Source organism: Arthrobacter sp. PAMC25284, from assembly GCF_019443425.1.
GTDB lineage: Bacteria > Actinomycetota > Actinomycetes > Actinomycetales > Micrococcaceae > Arthrobacter > Arthrobacter oryzae_A.
This window is the reverse complement of record NZ_CP080382.1, coordinates 3,446,248-3,463,583: the sequence shown is the minus strand read 5'-3', so window position 1 is coordinate 3,463,583 and position 17,336 is coordinate 3,446,248. Positions and strand designations below refer to the sequence as shown.

Annotated in this window: 12 protein-coding genes; 9 read left to right on the top strand and 3 right to left on the bottom strand. The window is 65.7% G+C overall.

The features are described from left to right. Positions 1-176: 176 nt before the first annotated feature. The 3 genes from KY499_RS16065 to KY499_RS16055 form a co-directional block, all read right to left on the bottom strand. Entirely contained in the window at positions 177-1,244 is a 1,068-nt protein-coding gene (locus tag KY499_RS16065) for a site-specific integrase (RefSeq protein ID WP_258190830.1), read from the bottom strand. Positions 1,245-1,417: 173 nt separating this feature from the next. After that, positions 1,418-1,645, bottom strand: a complete 228-nt coding sequence (locus KY499_RS16060; RefSeq protein ID WP_219885818.1) for a helix-turn-helix domain-containing protein — start codon at positions 1,643-1,645, stop codon at positions 1,418-1,420. A gap of 247 nt (positions 1,646-1,892) precedes the next feature. Continuing rightward, the gene (locus KY499_RS16055; protein WP_258191115.1) at positions 1,893-2,543 is read right to left on the bottom strand and encodes a 4'-phosphopantetheinyl transferase superfamily protein; all 651 of its coding nucleotides are present in this window, start codon (positions 2,541-2,543) and stop codon (positions 1,893-1,895) included. A gap of 86 nt (positions 2,544-2,629) precedes the next feature. On the opposite strand from KY499_RS16055, the gene KY499_RS16050 reads away from it, so the two are divergent. The 9 genes from KY499_RS16050 (at position 2,630) to KY499_RS16010 (ending at position 17,326) form a co-directional block, all read left to right on the top strand. Beyond that, complete coding sequence (locus tag KY499_RS16050; RefSeq protein ID WP_219885816.1) at positions 2,630-3,982, top strand: DegT/DnrJ/EryC1/StrS aminotransferase family protein; 1,353 nt, start codon at positions 2,630-2,632, stop codon at positions 3,980-3,982. Continuing rightward, entirely contained in the window at positions 3,979-4,806 is an 828-nt protein-coding gene (locus KY499_RS16045) for a phytanoyl-CoA dioxygenase family protein (RefSeq protein WP_219885815.1), read from the top strand. The genes KY499_RS16050 and KY499_RS16045 overlap by 4 nt, the downstream gene beginning before the upstream one ends. A gap of 46 nt (positions 4,807-4,852) precedes the next feature. Beyond that, positions 4,853-6,301 carry a sodium:solute symporter gene (locus KY499_RS16040; RefSeq protein ID WP_219885814.1) on the top strand — a complete coding sequence of 483 codons (1,449 nt, stop codon included), beginning with the start codon at positions 4,853-4,855 and terminating at the stop codon, positions 6,299-6,301. A gap of 136 nt (positions 6,302-6,437) precedes the next feature. Next, on the top strand, positions 6,438-9,443 hold the full coding sequence (locus KY499_RS16035) for an AMP-binding protein (protein WP_219885813.1): 3,006 nt from the start codon (positions 6,438-6,440) through the stop codon (positions 9,441-9,443). After that, on the top strand, positions 9,430-12,537 hold the full coding sequence (locus tag KY499_RS16030; protein ID WP_219885812.1) for a condensation domain-containing protein: 3,108 nt from the start codon (positions 9,430-9,432) through the stop codon (positions 12,535-12,537). Before KY499_RS16035 ends, KY499_RS16030 begins: the two co-directional genes overlap by 14 nt. Before the next feature lie 396 nt (positions 12,538-12,933). Further along, the gene (locus tag KY499_RS16025; protein ID WP_219885811.1) at positions 12,934-13,851 is read left to right on the top strand and encodes a phosphotransferase; all 918 of its coding nucleotides are present in this window, start codon (positions 12,934-12,936) and stop codon (positions 13,849-13,851) included. 151 nt (positions 13,852-14,002) lie between these two features. Continuing rightward, positions 14,003-14,809: a radical SAM protein gene (locus KY499_RS16020; RefSeq protein ID WP_258191114.1), complete on the top strand. Its 807-nt coding sequence runs from the start codon at positions 14,003-14,005 to the stop codon at positions 14,807-14,809. Positions 14,810-15,329: 520 nt separating this feature from the next. Further along, the gene (locus KY499_RS18840) at positions 15,330-16,142 is read left to right on the top strand and encodes a class I SAM-dependent methyltransferase (RefSeq protein ID WP_375141099.1); all 813 of its coding nucleotides are present in this window, start codon (positions 15,330-15,332) and stop codon (positions 16,140-16,142) included. Between the two features lie 146 nt (positions 16,143-16,288). Continuing rightward, positions 16,289-17,326, top strand: a complete 1,038-nt coding sequence (locus KY499_RS16010; RefSeq protein ID WP_219885808.1) for an acetyl-CoA carboxylase biotin carboxylase subunit family protein — start codon at positions 16,289-16,291, stop codon at positions 17,324-17,326. The last annotated feature ends 10 nt before the right edge of the window (positions 17,327-17,336 follow it).

Sequence of the window (17,336 nt, the reverse complement as noted above, 5' to 3'; positions counted from 1 at the left end):
AGCTACAGCGAAGTTTAGCCGGGTGCGGCCACCCGCTTCGCGAAGCCACGGTCCGACCAGCCGCCCGCAAACGCTGGAATGAGCCGCCAAACCGGTTGACGACTCACTCCAGCGCACAGCAGGCTTCATCCGTGCGGGTCTCATTTCACACGGGGCGGCCAGACGACACAGATCGCCTAGGACAGGGGCTTCGGCGCAAGACCGTCCAGGACCGCTGTGTGGTCATCAACCTCATTGAGCCGTTGAATGTACGCAGCGTGCGTCATCGTCAAGTCGGCATGGCCCAGCATGGAGGCCGCGGCTTTGTCCTCCACCTCCCTGGCGAGGAGGGTCGCCACGGTACGCCTGAATGCGTGCGGCGTAATGAGTTGGGCGTTCTCAATGCCAGCAGCGTCCAGGGCGGCGCGCAGTTGCCTCCTTACGCTGGACCCCTGCATGTAGGTTCCGCGCCTGGACCAGAACAGCGCGCCAGCCGCATTGTTTGCCAGCGATTCCGAGATCCTGCGCACGAGCACGTCCACGACGAACCCTGGCACCGGGATGATCCGTTCGCTGCCGGGGTTCTTCAAGAGGTCCTGCCGGTACTTGGGCCCGTGCCGCGGTTCCACCAACGTGCCAGTGATGGCGACCTTTCCGACGTCACCTGACAGATCGATGTCTTCCAGACGGATCGCAAGGACCTCTCCGATGCGCGCACCCGTGCCGAGCAGCACGTCCACAATGTCTGCCAGAATGCTGGTCGGCCGCGGACCGGAGCGCCCCGGTTCCAGCCCCCAATTCCGCACTGCCTTGCGGACTTCCTCCAGCGTCGTCTCACTGAGCCCCTGGGGCTCCTTACGGGGCTTTCTGAGGCGATCTACTTCAACCACGGGATTGCCCCAGATGTAGAGGTCGTGGCGGACGGCATAGGACATGATCTGCTTGAGCACCGTTTTCGCCAGACGGGCATTCGTGCGCCCTTTTCCATCCACCACCAGAGAACGCAGGAAGCGGTCACATGTCGACGTCGTGATTTCCTTGATCTTCAGCGCGCCGAGGTTCGGTTCGATAAGGCGGTGGACGATGCTCTCGTACTGGTCCCACGTCTGCCGCCGGATTTCCTCCGTACCGTCGACTGGGACCATGTTCCCGTTTTCGTCGACGACCACCTGAGGAACTTCGATGCTTGACAGCCATTTCTCTGCCACGTCCTTCAGGGAGGGATTGTTGGACAAGCGTCCTTTCTCCTGCTGGCGCTGCGTCATGGACGCCAGCAGTGCGGTCTCTGCCTTCCCTTTGGTCGACCCGAACTTGCTGTAGGTCCGCGTAACACCGTCCCACCCACGGAATCTGCAGGTGGCACGCCATTTTCCTGACGTCTCGTCTTTCTTGGCGCTGACCGTTCCCCATGCCCCCACCGGCAGGCTTGACCGCCCCATCAGGCTGCCGCCTTCGAAGTCTCGCCGATCCAGGCCTCAACTGCGGCGCGGTCATAGCGAACCACGCTGTGGAGTTTCAGGGCCATCGGCCCGATCCCAGCGGAGCGCCAGTTCCTGAGGGTCTTGGGGGCCACCCGCAGCCAGAGGGCCACTTCCTCGGTGGTCATGAGCTGCACTGCGTTGCCCTGGTCCATTGCCGGTCCCAAGGTCTTTCTGCCTGTCTGCATGGCTTTCCTATGCGGCCCCGAGAGCCGACGGGCCTATCCCGTCTTCCTGAAAGCGTGTCGTAAGCGTGTCGTGCCGACTTTTTAGGCATGAAAAACCCCTCCGTCCCGGGCAAAATCACCGGAGTGGAGGGGTTCGTGGGGCCCCCTGTCGGATTCGAACCGACGACCCCCGCCTTACAGGTCGGGGTATCCCTAGCGTTCCCCGTCGGTGTCCTGAATGGCTTCTGACGAGAAAATCGGCAGCGTCCTAGCGGGTGCTCCACTCTTCTCGGACAAGCACCTCGTGATCGGTGAGCACGGCGACGCTTGCCAGGTACCCCGCGCGGCACGCCAGGTCGACCGTGCGCGCACGAAGGTGGCGGCCCAGGTAGGAGATCAGACGCGGCGGCTCCTGCGGCGCGGACACGACGACATCCCGCAGGCCGATCCCGATGCCGTCGCCGGTGGCCTTGACCAGCGCCTCTTTTCGCACCCAGTAGCGGAGCAAGTCGGCTGGGGTCGCGGCGCGCTCGCCATCGCCCAGCAGCTGGGCGGCTACGTCGCGCACGCCGCCCCCGGCCTCCGGTTCTACGTCGAGCCCAATGCGGCCCGCCCGAGTGATCGCGACGCCAGCCACATCGCCGGCGTGCGCGATCGACAGGTGCAGGCCGCTGCCGGGCACGCGCGGCCTGCCGTGGTCGGCCCCGCAGTGTTCGCAGCGGCGGTCGAGCTCGACAGACCGCGGCTCTATGCCGAGCTCGGCGGCGACGGCACGCTTGGTCAGCACCGTCGCAGTGGCGAACCGGGCGCGGTCACCCGTCATACGCAACCTCGACAGGCGTCGCAGTTCCGCGGCCGTCAGCAGCGCGAGCTCCGCCTCATCAGGCGGCGCGGCGACCGCCCAGTGCACGATGGTCATGGTCACCCGCCCTTTCCAAACTTTCCGCGGAACAGCTAAGCTTCCCACTAGTCCGACCCGAGGACCAGGTAGGGGGGTGCGCGGTCATGATCTCGGCGCGCAGCGCGACTAAGCCCCTCGACGACGAACTGGCACGCCCGCCGCGCGACGTCGGCCCAGCAGAGCTGCAGCCGATCCGCTTGCGCGAGCTCGCCGAGCGCGACCCCGCCGCCTTCCGCCGGCTCTGCGCCCGGCTGTCGCGATGGCCTATCATCACCGCCGAGGACGAGCTCGCCCTCACCGAGTACATCCGGTCGGGACCGATGTCGGTCATCGACCCCGGCCAAGGGGTCAGCGGCGAGCTGCTCAAAGAGTTTCAGCGGCGTCTCGGGCTGCGGCGCTCCTACGGGCTCACGGTCAACAGCGCGACCAACGGGCTGCACGCTGCGTACCGCGCAGTCGGGGTGGGACCCGGCGTGCTAGTTGCCGCCATCGGCTACACCTTCCACGCCACCGTGACGCCTGCGCTCGACTTAGGCGCGCATCCGATCCTGATGGACGTCGATCCGGTGACGGGGAACCTCCGCTACGAGGAGGTTCTGCGCACGCTCGACGCCCATCCCGATGTGCAGGCGATCGGGCTCAACCACAACTGGGGTGTGCCCTGCGCCGACATCGGCCGCATCGCCGAGCTCGCGCGGTCGCGCGGGATCCCGCTCATCGAGGACTGCTCGCACGCTCACGGAGCGTCCGTCGACGGGATTCCCGTGGGCGGATTCGGCACCGTCTCGGTGTTCAGCATGCAGAGCAAGAAGCTCGTGCCGGGCGGGGAGGGCGGGCTTTGCTTCACCGACGACGCCGCGCTGCACGCTGCAATGCTACTGGTCGGCCATTACGGATTCGAGCGTCCCGGCCCGCCCAACGACGAGTCGCTGCAGCAGACCGGGCTCGGGGGCCTACAGAACCGCATACACCCCCTTGCCGCCGTGCTGGCGCTCAGCCAGCTGCGGCGCCTCGATCGCGTGCTGCGCAACCGGGAGGAGAACGCGGCGCGGCTGCGCGAGGCGCTGCGCGACGTGCCGTACCTCTCCTTCCCTGAGCCTCCGGCCGCCCACCGCACGAGCTACTACGCGTTCCGCGCCCGGTTTGAGCCGGAGGGTGCGGATGGCGCCGCCCTCGTCGACGTCGTCGCGACCCTGCGCCGCGCTGGGGCGCCGGTCGGGCTCGACCGCGGCGGACCGCTCAGCCGCAAGACGATCTACCGGAAGCAGATCGACAGCCCGATCTCTCGGCTCGACCCGGCGCGGCCGCTCTACACCGATCGCGATCTGCCGAACGCCACCGAGTTCTGCCGTCGATCGATAATCCTCCCGGTGTTCTCGCGCGACCCCGCCGTGGTCGGCGACGCGATCGACGTGATCGCCGACCTCTTCCACGCCAGTCGAAAGGCCCTGCCATGACCACAGACCGGACCGCCACGCCTGCGCTCACCGATGCCGAGGTCGCCGACTTCGAGCAGCAGGGCATCCTGGTGCTGCGCGGCGTGCTCGACGAGGACGAGGTTGCGCGCCTCGTCGAAGAGTGCGACCGCCTAATCGCCGACCCGACAACGCCGAGCCGTCAGCAGCAGGGGGACGGCACCTGGGACAGCATCCGCAACACGATCGCCGGATCGGACGAGGCACGGCGGCTCATCTCGCACCCCCGCGTGCTGCCGGCGATCGTGCGCCTGATGGGCACCAACCTGCGCATCATCACGTCGCACCTGATCTACCGCAACGCTGACGAGCCCCCCGCACCAGGCCAGGAGCGCATCCCGTCGTGGCACCGCGACATCTCGCACGTCAACACGGATCTCGGTTTCGCTCACACCCCGATGCTGCAGATCAAGGCCGCGTTCTGCCTCGCCGACCTGGCCGGGAAGGATTCCGGGGGCACCGTATTCCTGCCCGGCAGCAACCTTTTCACGACCCGCCCCAGGCTCGCGCCGGGTGAGGACCCAGCAGGCGCTGTCGAGCCGGAGATGCGGGCGGGCGACTGCCTGCTGTTCGAGAACCGTACTATGCACGCCGGCGGCTGGAATCTGTCGGGACGGGTGCGCAAGTCGCTCATGATCGCCTACGGGTACCGCTGGCTCGCCCCGGCCGACTACCGGCGCCAGTCCGAGGTGGTGCGTGCTCGGATGTCGGAGGTGGAGCGCTTCCTCGTGGGCGAGTCGCGGGCCCCGTCGGAGGAGTTCATCCTGGGCGGTTCGGGGAGCCCACTCGACGCCTACCGACGCTAGTCTCCTGACGCAGGTACCCGACAGTTTACGAGAGAAAGAGCTTTAGATGAGCGTATCCGGACCGTGGGTCGTCCTCGCGGCAAGTGTTGTCATAGTCGTGCTGCTGTTCATCGTCGTCCGCCGATTCCGCGGCACCAAGGACCAAGTGCTGGTGGCGGACCGGTCGGTGGGCGTGCTGACCGGCGGGCTGTCGGTGGCCGCTGCCTGGGTGTGGGCGCCGGCCTTGTTCGTGTCCTCGCAGAAGGCCTACGAGAGCGGCGTGGCGGGGCTGTTCTGGTTTGCCCTGCCCAACGCGCTCGCGCTCGTACTCTTCGCGTTCATCGCCCACCGCGCCCGCACAATGCTGCCCCAAGGCTATACACTGCCCGAGTTCACCCGGCATCGGCTCGGCACCACGGCACACCGGATATATATGGGCGTCGAGTTCATAGTGCAGACCTACGCGGTGATCGTCCAGTTCACCGCCTGCCTGTTGCTGCTTCAGCTGCTCACCGGCATGGACCGGGTGCCGCTGCTGATCGTGGTCGCGGCATTGTTCGCGGCCATCGCCACGACACGGGGCATCCGGTCGAGCATCACGGTCGACGTCGCCAAGGCTGGCATGATCGCCGTGCTCGCGATCCTCATCGTGCCGCTGATCGCGAGTTCGCACGGCGCCCTCGGCGACGGCCTCGGCGGGCTTGCCGGCACGGTGAACCCACTCGACCCCGCACTGATCTGGACCTTCGGCATCCCGATCTCGATCTCGCTGCTCTCGGGCATCACGGTCGATCAGCAGCAGTGGCAGCGGGCGTTCTCGATGCGGCAGGCCACGGTGCGGCGCACCTTCCTCTGGGGAGCCCTGCTGTTCGCGGCCGTGCCGATCGTGCTCGGCATCCCCGGGTTCGTCGCCGCGGGCGGCCTCGCGCCCGGTGACATCACCAACACCCAGCTCTCTGGATTCCACGCGGTCGCAGCGTACCTACCCGGGGTCGGCGTCGCGGTCTTCGCCTTCGCCGTGGTGTTCGCGCTTGCGGCTGCGGGCGCCTCCGCGCTCTCGGCGGCGGGTTCCGTCGGCGGCGTGGACCTCTATAAGGGTTGGATCCGGCTTGATGCCTCCGACGTGCAAGTAGCCCGCGCGAGCCGGATCACCATGATCGTGATCGTGCTGATCGGTCTCGGCGTCGCGCTCATCCCCAACGTGCAGGTCTTGTACCTGCTGCTGCTGGTTGGATCGATCCGCGCCGCCTTCATGGTGCCCACCCTGCTCATGCTGTTCTGGCCGCGGCTCACCAACGCCGGCGCTCTCGCCGGAATCACGAGCGGCATGGTAGTCGGCCTGCCGGTGTTCATTCTCGGCAGCACGCTGCAGCTCAGCACGCTGCAGACCTTCGGAGTGCTGCTGCCGGTCGTGATCAGTGCCGTAGTCAGCTTGGTTGTGTCGCTGTTCAGGAGGCGCGACGGCTCCATCCCCGTCGAGGGACGGCCTGCCGCCGCCGACGTGGAGGTGCCGTGACACGTTTTCCCCTCACGCCGCGCCAACGGCGCATGTGGATCGCGCAACAGCTCCGCGGCCAGGAAGCCGTCTACCAGATCACCGTGGCATTCACACTACGCGGGCCCCGCTCGACGCGGACGCGCTGGAGCGCTCGGTGCACGACCTTGCCCAGCGCCATCCGGCGCTGCGCTCGCGGGTTGACACGGCCAAGGGCCTGCCCGAACAGGTAGTGATCGATGCCTGGTCGGCGTATTCGGTCGGCGACCTTTCGGCATTGACCGGCACCGACGCACTGCAGGCGGAGCATCGCGAAGTGGACGCCGCATCCCGCACGGGTATCAACCTGGCCGCCGAACCCGCGCTGCGGGTGCGGCTGCTGCGCCTCGGCGGTGCCCGGCACCTGCTGATTGTCTGCGTGCACCACATGATGTCCGACATGATCTCGATGGACATCATCGGGCGCGACCTGACCGAGCTCTACAACGCGCGGGTCGAGGAGCGGGCGGCGCAGCTGCCCGAACTGGAACTGACGTACGGCGAGTACGCGGTCGCCGAGAGCGCGCTCGCCGAGGGGTCGGCCGAAGGGCGCCACGCCGCCGTCGACCATTGGGCTTCGATCCTCGACGGCGCGCCAACCCGGCTCGCGCTGCCCTGGGACGCCGCCGGCTCGGCGACGAGCCGCGGCTCTAGTGCCGTCGAGGGCCTCACCTGTGCGCGGCGGACGCTGACCGGATTGCGCGAGAACGCGGGCGGGTACCGCACCACGCTGTTCGCTGTCCTGCTGGCCGCATTCCACTGCTACCTCCACCGGATCACCGGCCACGACGTGACGAACGTGGGCACCTTCGCGGCGGTGCGGCACCGGAGCGAACTGGAAAACATGGTGGGCCTGCTCTTCGACGAGGTCCCTGTGGTCGCGCGGCTCTCCCCCGGGACAGCGTTCTCTCAGGTGGTCGCGTCGGTGCGTGCGCAGCTCATCGACGCGCTCCAGTACGCCGGCGACGGGGTCGCGGACGCGGCGCGGCGCAGGGTGAACCTCGCGACGCCGACTGAGCCGCCGTTCAACGTCACCATGCAGATGTACCGGCGTTCGCCCGGCCGACTCGCCTTCAATGGGCTCGAGGCGGAGCAGCACCGGGTCTTCGTGGGCGCCAAGTACGACCTCATGCTGTACGCCGCAGTGTCGGATACCGGACTCGACCTCTGGTTCAACTACGACGCCGCCCTATTCGAGCGCGAGACCGTGCGCCGGCTGCTGCAGGGGCTGAACCATCTGCTGGGTCAGCTCGCGGCCGGCGGCGACCCGCTCGTGGACGACCTCGAGGTAGTTCCCCCGGCCGAGCGCGCGCGGCTGCTTCAGGCCGCGCACGGCCCGGTGACCGAGTACCCGTCCGACACCGGGATCGACGCGCTGTTCCGCGCGACCGCGGCGGACCATCCAACTCGCACCGCCGTGCTCTGGCCGTCGGGGCCGGGGGCGACGGCGAGCATGACCTACGCCGAGCTGGATACCCAGGTGCAGAGCGTCGCGGGACGACTGGCAGGGTCGCGCGTCGCGCCCGGTGGTGTGGTCGGCGTGCTCGCCGAGCGCGACGGCCGGATCGCCTCGGCCTACCTCGGAGTGCTGCGTACCGGGGCCGCGGTGCTACTGCTCGACAGCGACACCCCGCCGGAGTACGTCCGCGCGGCCCTGACCGAGGCCGGCGCGACCGTGGTTCTGGCCGACAGGGCGGCGCGCGAACGGCACGCACTGGCGGGGTTCCCGGTCGTCGAGCTCGAGGAGGCGTTGCAGGCGGGCGCAGACAACACCTTCCGGGCGGCGGACCCAGGTCGGGATGCACCCGCGTTCCTGGTGCGCACGTCAGGTACCACTGGCCCATCCAAGGCGGTCTTGCTCGGCCACCGTGGCGTGGTGAACCAGGTGTACCACCGCCGCGTGATCTTCGACGTGACCCCGCAGAGCGTGATCGCGCTGAGCCTCTCGGTCGCGTTCTCCGCCCTGCCGATGCAGCTACTCGTGCCGCTGCTGTCGGGTGCGACCCTCGCCGTCTGCGACGCTCCGACCGCGAGCAGCCCCCAGGCCCTGTTCGAGTTCGCCGACGACGCCCGGGTGACTATCCTCGAGGTGACCCCGTCGCTGCTGGCGGGCCTTCCGGCCCACGTGCCCGCACCTCGCGCGCTCGGCATCCTCATCACGGCTGGCGAGAAGCTGTCGCGGCGTCTTGCGAACGACGTCCTCGGGCGCTTCCCCGGCGTGCGCCTCGCCACCACGTGGGGGCAGTCGGAGGCGGCCGGCATCATGTGCTGCGGCTTCGTCACGACCGGTGCCGAGACGCAGGAGGTCTCCGAGGGCTTTCCGTCGGCCAACAACCGACTGTATCTGCTCGATGAGAGGATGCGGCCGGTGCCGTTCGGCGTGGAGGGCCACGCTTACTTTGGAGGGCCGAGCGTGGCACTCGGGCATGTCGGCACCGCGGCGGCGAGTACAGCGTTCAGCGACGACCCCTGGGTGCCTGCGGAGCGCATGGTCCGCACGGGCGACCGTGCGATCCGCCGGCCCAACGGCAGCGTCGTCATGCGCGGCCGGCTCGACTCAGTGGTCAAGGTGCGCGGCAACCGAGTGGATCTCGGTGACGTGACTGCGGTGCTACGCGCCCACCCGCGCGTGCGTGACGCGCTCGCCGTCGTCCGGCCCGTTGGCGACGAGGTGGAGCTGTGGGCGCATGTGCACGCGGACTCCGATCTGCGCCCGGCAGACCTCCACGACGCCCTCCGCAGCCGCCTCCCGGAATTCATGCGCCCGCGGCTGCAGTTCGAGCCTGACCCGTTCCCGCTCACCGCGAGTGGCAAACTCGACGTACGGCGACTCCCGCCGATCGCACCCCTGCTCCTCGGCCGGGAGCAAACCCCGCCGCTCACGCCTTGGGAGCAGCGAATCGCGGAACAGTGGGAGCGCACGCTCGGCGTGTCCGTCGACGGCGCAAGCGACTTCTTCCAGCTCGGCGGACACTCGCTGAAGGCCATGGCGCTGTGCGCTGCCGTCGCCGAGGTGCTCGGCGCGCCAGTCTCGGTGAAGCTCGTGTTTGAGCGCCCGGTGCTGCGAGACTTCGCCGCGGCCATTGCCCCCATCGACAGTCGTGGGACCGGTGCCAACACCTGAGCTCGCGGCCATTCCGCTCACCCCGGCGCAGGGCCGCATCTGGGCCGACCAGCTGTTGCGGCCGGGAAGCGCGTTCTACAACATCAACCGCGTCGTCGAGGTCGAAGGCGCCCTCGACCTTCCGCGGTTGGAGCACGCGCTCACGCTGGTCTGCGCCGCGCACGACTCGCTCCGCTTCCGGTTCGGCGAGACCGGCGGGGTGCCCCACCAGCATCCGGTTTCGGTGTCGGGCGCCGACCTGCTACGGGTGCACGATGTCTCCGCGACCGACGAGCCCGGACGCGAGGCGCAGCGCCTGCTGCGCGAGGCGCAGCTCCGGCCGATGGACCTCGTTAGGGAGGGGCCGCTGCGGGTGCTCGCAGTGCAGACCGCGGCGGACCGGCACGTGCTGCTGTTCCAGACACACCACATCGTCTCGGACTGGTGGGGAGGCGGCGTCTTCTTCCGCGCCCTCTCGCGCGCCTACACCGACGGCGCGCTGCCGCGGGACCCGGAGGCGCAATTCCGTGGTTACATCGAGGGTCAGCTCGCCAACAACGGCCGGCGCATCCACGCCGACACGGCCGCCCTTGCGGCCTACCTCGCCCCGCGCGTCGAGCGGCTGGAACTGCCCTACCGCGTCGATCCGGCTGCGGCGAGGCGCACGGCCGGCTCGGTGCATCTCGGCGTGGGCTCCGAAGACCGCGCGAGGCTGACGCGGCAGGCGGCCGCCGGGGCGGCGAGCGAGTACATGTTCCTGCTCGCCGCGCTGTCCTGTGTTCTGCAGCGCTGGACCGGCTCGGAGGAGTTCACCGTCGGCGTGTACGTCGCCGACCGCAGCACCCCGGCGACCGCGGACATGATCGGCCTGCTATTCGAGGGGCTTCCCGTGCGCATCGCCGTCGACTCGACCACGACTTTCGCCGAGGTGCTCGGCCAGGTGCGTGACGGGGTGCTCACACTTCTCATGCATCCCACCGCCGACCCGGAGGAGCTCGCACGGGAGCTCGGCGGCGCCCCCTCCGGCATGGCGACCCTGTTCGATGTGACGTTCCAGATGTACCCGACGCGCACCAGCGTGCCCCGGCTCGGCACGCTGCGTACGCGCGGGAGCCGCCGCGTGCAGGAGACGCTGCACGACCTCATGGCCTACGCGCACGATGGGCCGGGCGGGCTCGAACTTCGCCTACAGTACGACGCGTCGCTGTTCCGCGAGGACGCCGTCGCCGCGGTGCTCGCTGCCTGGCGGTCGGTGCTGGTCGCGGCGGGGATCGACCCCGCGATGCCGGTCGCCGACCTCGCCCTCGCCACGGGCGGCGGCGTGGCCGGCTCGAGAGCCGAGGGCGACCATATCGAAGGTGCGACAAGCCTGCTGCACGAGCTGGCGCGTGCCCTGGAAGATGACCCTGGACGCGCCGTGCTGCTCGACGCGGAGGATGTTGCCGAGCCGTGGACCGCGGGCCAGTTGGCCTCCGCCGTCGATTGCGCTGCGCAGGCGCTGGCGGGCCGGGTGCCGCCGGGAGGTATGGTGGCGTTGCTCGCGCCGGTCGGGCCGATGATGATCGTCGCCTGGCTGGCGTTTCTGCGGTCCGGCGTCGTGACGCTGGTGCTCGATCCGAACGAGCCGGCGGAGCGGTTCCGCTACATGCTGCGCAACAGCGGGGCGCAGTTGCTGGTCTGCGATGCGGATAGCCCCGCTTTAGCGTTCGTACCCGAGGACCTGCCGCGCCTCCACCTCGAGGAGCTGGTCGAGCGCCCGGAGGGCTCCTCCGGGGCGGCGGAAGCCGAGCTACCGGACTCGGACGACGACGCGCCCGCCGCCCTCGTCTACACGTCCGGTTCGATGGGCCGGCCGAAGGGCGTAGTACTGAGCCGGGCGGGACTTCACAACCAGGCGCGGCACCGCATCGATCTGCTGGGGCTTGCGTCCGGCGTCGGCACCGGCGTCACGCTGTCGGCTCACTTCGTCACGTTCCCGCTCGAGGTTCTCTCGGCGCTGCTGTCTGGTGCACCGCTCACCTTGTTTCCACGCCGTCTGCTGCAGAGCCCCGCCGACCTGCTGCGCTCGCCCGGCGGCTTGCGTCTCGAGGTTGCTGAGCTCTCCGTGGCGGGCCTCGACGCCCTGCTATATGCTAGCGAGCAGACGGGAGAGACGCCGGATCTTCCGCGCCTGCGCACGGTGCTCGTCGCGGGTGAGAAGCTGCGCCCTGGGCTCGCCAGCCGGTTTTCGCGATGCTTTCCCGGCATCCGCCTCGTCAACGCCTACGGCATGACGGAGACCTCGGGCATGGTCGCGAGCACGACCGTGACCGACCCGGCCGCGTTCACCGAGGGCCGCCCCACGCGCAACTGCGTGTTGGAGGTGGTCGACCGGCGCGGACGCGTGGTCCCGCGCGGCTGGGCAGGCGAGCTGCGCGTCTCGGGCCGGCAGGTTTCAACCGGCTACTGGCGCAAGCCGGGACTCACCGCCGAGCGATTCGGCACCGGGTCGGACGGCCGTTCGGTGATGACGGGCGACTTGGCGCGGATGACATCGGAGGGCGCCGTCGAGATCCTGGGCCGCGTGGACGATCAGCTGTCGCTGCGGGGGTTCCGTATCGAGCCGGCCGAGATCAGCCGAATTATTGAGGCACACCCCGCGGTCACGCGCGCGGAGGTGGTGCTCTGGCCGGTCGCCGAGGGCGACGGCTATCTGGTTGCATACCTGCTCGCCAGGCCGGACGTGCCGCAGGCGGAGCTGCGCGAGCACTGCCTCGCCCACCTGCCCCCGGCCATGGTGCCGCGGCAGTTCGTGCGTGTCGAGGAGTACCCGCGCGGGCGAACCGGCAAGCTCGACCGCCACCTGTTGCCGCCCCCTACAGAGCTCACGGCGCCCGCGCGACCGCCATCCTCACCGCTCGAACTGGCGCTCGCGGCAATCTGGCGCGATGTGCTAGGCGTCCAGGAGTTGTCGCTCGACAGCGACTTCTTCGAAATCGGCGGCCAGTCGCTCGCGGCCGTCCGCGTCGTGGCGCACATCGACGCCACGCTCGGTGTGCAGCTCAACGCGAACGCGGTGTTCGAGCATCCCACTCTGGAGTCGCTCGCCCAGCGGGTGTCGACCGGCTCCGCCTGAAGCGGGTCCCAGATCTCCCAGAGCGCCTTCGCGACGCCGAAACGGTCTACGAGGTGCATTGGACGTCACAGCCATCGCCGTCTGCGTGGACGCGGCCCCCTGTCACTCGCCGTTCACCCGGTGCCCCGCGTGACGTATCGCCGATTGGGTCATATCTGGCGAGTTAAGGGAGCGGCATCCAGTGCGAACTTGTGATTTTGCAGGGGATACAAAGTCCATCTCATCGCGGACAAAGTTTAGGCCGAGGGCATCTTTTACACCTTGCGGATTCGCTGGATCACGCTGCCCTAGCGCTGACTGTGCCTCAGGACCTGAGGCACCAAAGTACGATGACACAATTCGATGAAATCTTTCGGCGTGCATGGAACAGGAAGCGGTGTATGCCAGACTTGCGCCATGACGTTCGGGAGCGTTCCAGCACAAGTCCCCTTTGGTGCTTGGCTCGGGGATATAGCTGACGTGGTAAGCATGTGGACTGGCGATGTATCCGTAAATGCGGACCTGCTCAAGACGCACAGGCGGGACCATTTGTTGGCAGTGGTCACCAGTGGTAATCAGAAGTGGTTCGCAAAGGGATTCGCGCCCGATGCAAAAGAAGATTTCGAAAACGAAGTAGCGGCCTATGTTCACTTTGCAGGCCAAGCGCTCACACCCGAGCTGGCCTACGTAAACGAGGACCTTTTGTTTTTCGTGACAGAAATTGGGCCGCCTCTGAAGCTGAGTGATCTTGAAGGGGCTGAGCTGCGAGAACACCTTGCAAAGATTCCCCATCTTTACATCCAATCTCTCGGGGGACCCGGCTGTCGCGAAAGACCTGGAGAATATGCCAGCTTTGAGAACAAACACCGGAGCTTATCTGAGCACCAGTCGATGCAGATGCTTCCATCTCCGGCTCGCGTGAAGTCCTTGGTCTCCTCCCTGCCTAGGATCCCCGTGCACGGGGACTTCCAACCCGCCAACATCTTGACGGACGGTGATGGCACGCTGGTTCTCGTAGATTTTGAGTCATACGGAAAGGGACTACCGGCCGTCGACGTGGCGAGACTTGCCTGCAACCCACTGCTGGAACTGGAATGGGACGAGCGTCAGGAGCTCGCACGAAGCATGCTGGCCGCCATCTCTCAAGTTGGCTATCCCCTAGTTACTGACGAGCAGTACGCTGCATGCTGCGCATACTGGGCCATCTGCTGCAGCGCCTTTTTTTCACGGGTGATTGAGCGTGATAGTAGCCCACTGAATGGCATATCTGACATATCCGCGCTTGCAGGTGTCCCCTTGGAGTTCGCTGCCAAACTATGGAATGAGAGTGTGTGAGCGATGGAAGATCAGTGTCGATTTCGTCCGCCCAGCGTTGGTAAACAGCTGACATGGGAGCTAACACGCTTCTGCAACCTATTTTGCGACCACTGTTGTACGTCCTCCGGGCCCCGATGCCGATCGAAGGAGCGAGCCCTCGCTAGCTGCGCTGCGGCGTACAGCTAGGCAGCTCGCGCCGGCAGGTGTGACCAAGGTCCAATTTTCCGGCGGTGAGCCGTTGCTTATGCGGGGATTCCACGACGTAGTTGCCGAAATCGACACAGCGAAGGTGCGCGTCCACATTGCGACAAATGGTTACCCCCTCCAACAGCCGACCGTTGAAAGGCTGGCAGAAGCCAGGGTGCACAAGCTTAGCGTGAGCCTAGACGGAGGGGCGGCAGCGCACCATGATGTGATTCGGCGGAAGGAAGGGGCATTCAGTCGAACGCTTGGAGGTATCGAGAGGGCCGTTGCCGCCGGTCTTCGTGTAGGCGTCAGTTCAACCGTCACGCCCCTGACCATTGACTCCTTGGAGGTCCTAGTTCAGAAACTCGTCATTGCTGGCGTTGAGGACGTGTCCTTTCACTCGGTAGTACCGGTGGGGCGAGCAATAGCTCATCCCGAACTCATGTTTAGCCCGGAGCGAGCCGGCGAATTCGATGAGGAAGTGGGTCGCCTTCGGACGGTCTATGGCAAATCAATAAACGTTAAAGACAACATGACGGGCAATGGAACTAACGGCCGCCAAGGGTGCCCCGCGCAGGATCGACTTCTCCACATCGAACCAAACGGCGACGTTAGTCCCTGCTCTTGGCTGTACAAGATTCAGCCATCCATGTTTAGGCTGGGCAATATCACGGAGGACTCGCTGCTCGACATTGTGGCACGCCGTTCTGTCGAGTTAGAGCTGCTGCGTGAGCAGGTGGAAGCTAGCTGCATCATACCCGCCGCTACAGAGAGGGCTCGCGCCTCATGAACGCAGCCTCTGCCGAGGCCGTTAGAAGAACTATCGCCGGTCCCTTGCCTACTGATGCAACGGTAGTTTTGACGCCAATTGGCGGTATCTTCAAGGGCTTCCGTCAGCATGGATGGCAGGATGTGGAGCGCTCCGGTTGGTGGCCTCAGATTAGACGAGAGAACATATACGTCATCCAGATACCGCAAGGAGGGGCAGCCGCTGATTTATGCAGCACCTTGGGTAAAAGCCCGCGAATTGACCTCCTTGGCTATGCAGGGTCACTTACCGAGTCGATGCTCGTTGGGGATATTGTTCGGCCCGGCCGGGCAAGACTCGTAGGGCACGACGTCGATATGCCGCTAGCTGGTAGTGCCGTCCACAGTGTAGTTACTGTGCCTCACATACTCTTCACTTACGAATCAGCAGATAGATTGCGTCGTCACTCGACCGTTGCGGACTTGGAAAGCGCGCATTTGGCGAGAGCGTTGCAAAGGGCTGGCGGTGCCGCGCTCGGGGTGCACGTACTCATCACCGACCGATGGCCCGACTTACCTTTCTACAGTGTCGGCCCCAGGAACTTAGCCTTGATCGAGAAGCGCCGCAAGGAGTTTGTCGCGGAATTCGCGCATCAGCTTCAACAGTCGCCAGAGGGAGCAGCATGACTAATCACGCGTTCTATGATTCGCCCGCGACGGCCCGCGATTACCTAACCCATGCTGCCACTGCCGGCGAACTCCGCATCTGTGATTGGCTAGCGCAACGCCCTGGCCCTCTGCTGGACGTTGGATGTGGAGCCGGGCGGCTTCACGAAAAGCTGGTCAACGTTAGCGGAGGGCTGACTGGCGTTGACTATGCCGCGGAGCCGCTGCGCATCTACCGACAACGCTACGGCGACGCAAACGTCGTCCAAGGCGACGCGCTGCGCCTTCCCTTTCAAGATGCACAATTCGGCCTAGCACTTATGGGCTACCACATGATCGAGTCAATTTTGCCGTCATCGTCTAGGGAGAAGGCACTGCTTGAGGCTGCGCGTGTACTAAAACCTGGGGGTTTCCTTGTTTTATCCCGTCATAACCGCCTCGGCTACAAGCTTGTGCAACAGATACACGCGTACCTGCGCCGACCTGGCAGTGAGTTTGGTGATTTGTGTGGGCCGTCGCGCGTCCTGAGCGATCCCGGGCCGGAAGAAGCATTCAAGATGCACGTTTGCTCGACAAAGAAGATAAGGCTCGCGGCACGGAGGGCCGGCTTCAACCTTACAGACTCGTGGGATTTTGATACCGCCGGAAGGACAACCATCAGATGCCGTGCTGTAGTTGAATGCTTCGTTCTACAAGGGCGACCGCTTTGAGAGCCCGCCATGGCGTGATATTAGATAGGACGGGCGGGACCGCTTGGCGACGAAGCGACGGTGAAAGCATCCTCCAGGCAAGCGGCTGGGACCTCACAGTCATTGTGGATCAACTAACCGGAGACTTGCCGTCCACAGTACGTGAGGTGGCAATCGGACCCTTTTCTGAAGAGAAAATTCTACGTACGTTGGACCAGATTGAGCAGACCCGTTCGATCGACCGTTTGTCCACATGTTCTGAATATTTCTTAGCTGTAATGGCCCAAGCCCGCGTGGTCAGAGGAATCCCCGGAAATGCCCCGGCATACGTGGCAAGGATGCGCGACAAGTGGCAGATGAAGCAAACCGCACAAACATACGGCTTGGCTTGTCTTCCTGGTTTTTTAGCGACGGATCCGCCTTCAGAGGCGCCTTGCTGGGGCCAATATGATGGCTACGTTCTTAAACCTCGCGCAGAATCCGGCGCCAAGGGCGTGCGAGTAGTTTCTACGTGGCCCGCCTTACTCGCCGCCATCACAGAACTTGATGACCCGACTAGCTGGCTTGTCGAGCCCTACTTCGATGCAACAGTTCTCCATATCGACGCGATCGTGTCAGGAGGCGACCTCGACCTCCAAGTTTCGAGATACTGCCGTCCCTGTAATAAGACCGGGGGCGCCGTACCCTTATCATCGGTCACAGTCTCAGACCCTCTAATCAACGCTCTGTCCTCTAACTTCATTGAGCAGGTCATTCGTGCTTGGGGCATCGCAAATGACGTCATCCATTGTGAGGCTTTCTGGGATGACTCTGAGTTGACATTATGTGAAACCGCCGGGCGACCAGGGGGCGCTGGAGTGCCAGAGGTTTTCCGTTTGACCAGGGGTGCCGACATTCGCCACGCCAAAACACTGCTGGATTTCGGACTTGATCCTGGGATAGCTCGATCAACCCCTGCCGCACCTCACGGTGGATGGACCGTGATCTATTCCCCATTCGATGGGCCCGGTAAGGTCCATGACGAGCAATTATCGGGCCATGCCACCCGTCGTGTGCTTGGGTTGACTGACCCATACGTGGGTGGCCTGGCTGGCGTTGGAATCGCGACCTACGCCTTCGCCGAAGGAAATCCCAAAAGAGTGCTTGAACTCATCCAGACCTACGAAGAAAACGTCCGTGTAAGTCCGTTGGATGGCTGTCGGTAGAGCGAAAGGA

What these genes read in the sequence shown, in the direction of transcription:
- KY499_RS16065 (WP_258190830.1), bottom strand. Translation starts at nt 1,244, where the DNA reads ATGACGCAGCGCCAGCAGGAGAAAGGACGCTTGTCCAACAATCCCTCC.
- KY499_RS16060 (WP_219885818.1), bottom strand. Translation starts at nt 1,645, where the DNA reads ATGCAGACAGGCAGAAAGACCTTGGGACCGGCAATGGACCAGGGCAAC.
- KY499_RS16055 (WP_258191115.1), bottom strand. Translation starts at nt 2,543, where the DNA reads ATGACCATCGTGCACTGGGCGGTCGCCGCGCCGCCTGATGAGGCGGAG.
- KY499_RS16050 (WP_219885816.1), top strand. Translation starts at nt 2,630, where the DNA reads ATGATCTCGGCGCGCAGCGCGACTAAGCCCCTCGACGACGAACTGGCA.
- KY499_RS16045 (WP_219885815.1), top strand. Translation starts at nt 3,979, where the DNA reads ATGACCACAGACCGGACCGCCACGCCTGCGCTCACCGATGCCGAGGTC.
- KY499_RS16040 (WP_219885814.1), top strand. Translation starts at nt 4,853, where the DNA reads ATGAGCGTATCCGGACCGTGGGTCGTCCTCGCGGCAAGTGTTGTCATA.
- KY499_RS16025 (WP_219885811.1), top strand. Translation starts at nt 12,934, where the DNA reads ATGACGTTCGGGAGCGTTCCAGCACAAGTCCCCTTTGGTGCTTGGCTC.
- KY499_RS18840 (WP_375141099.1), top strand. Translation starts at nt 15,330, where the DNA reads ATGGCCCGACTTACCTTTCTACAGTGTCGGCCCCAGGAACTTAGCCTT.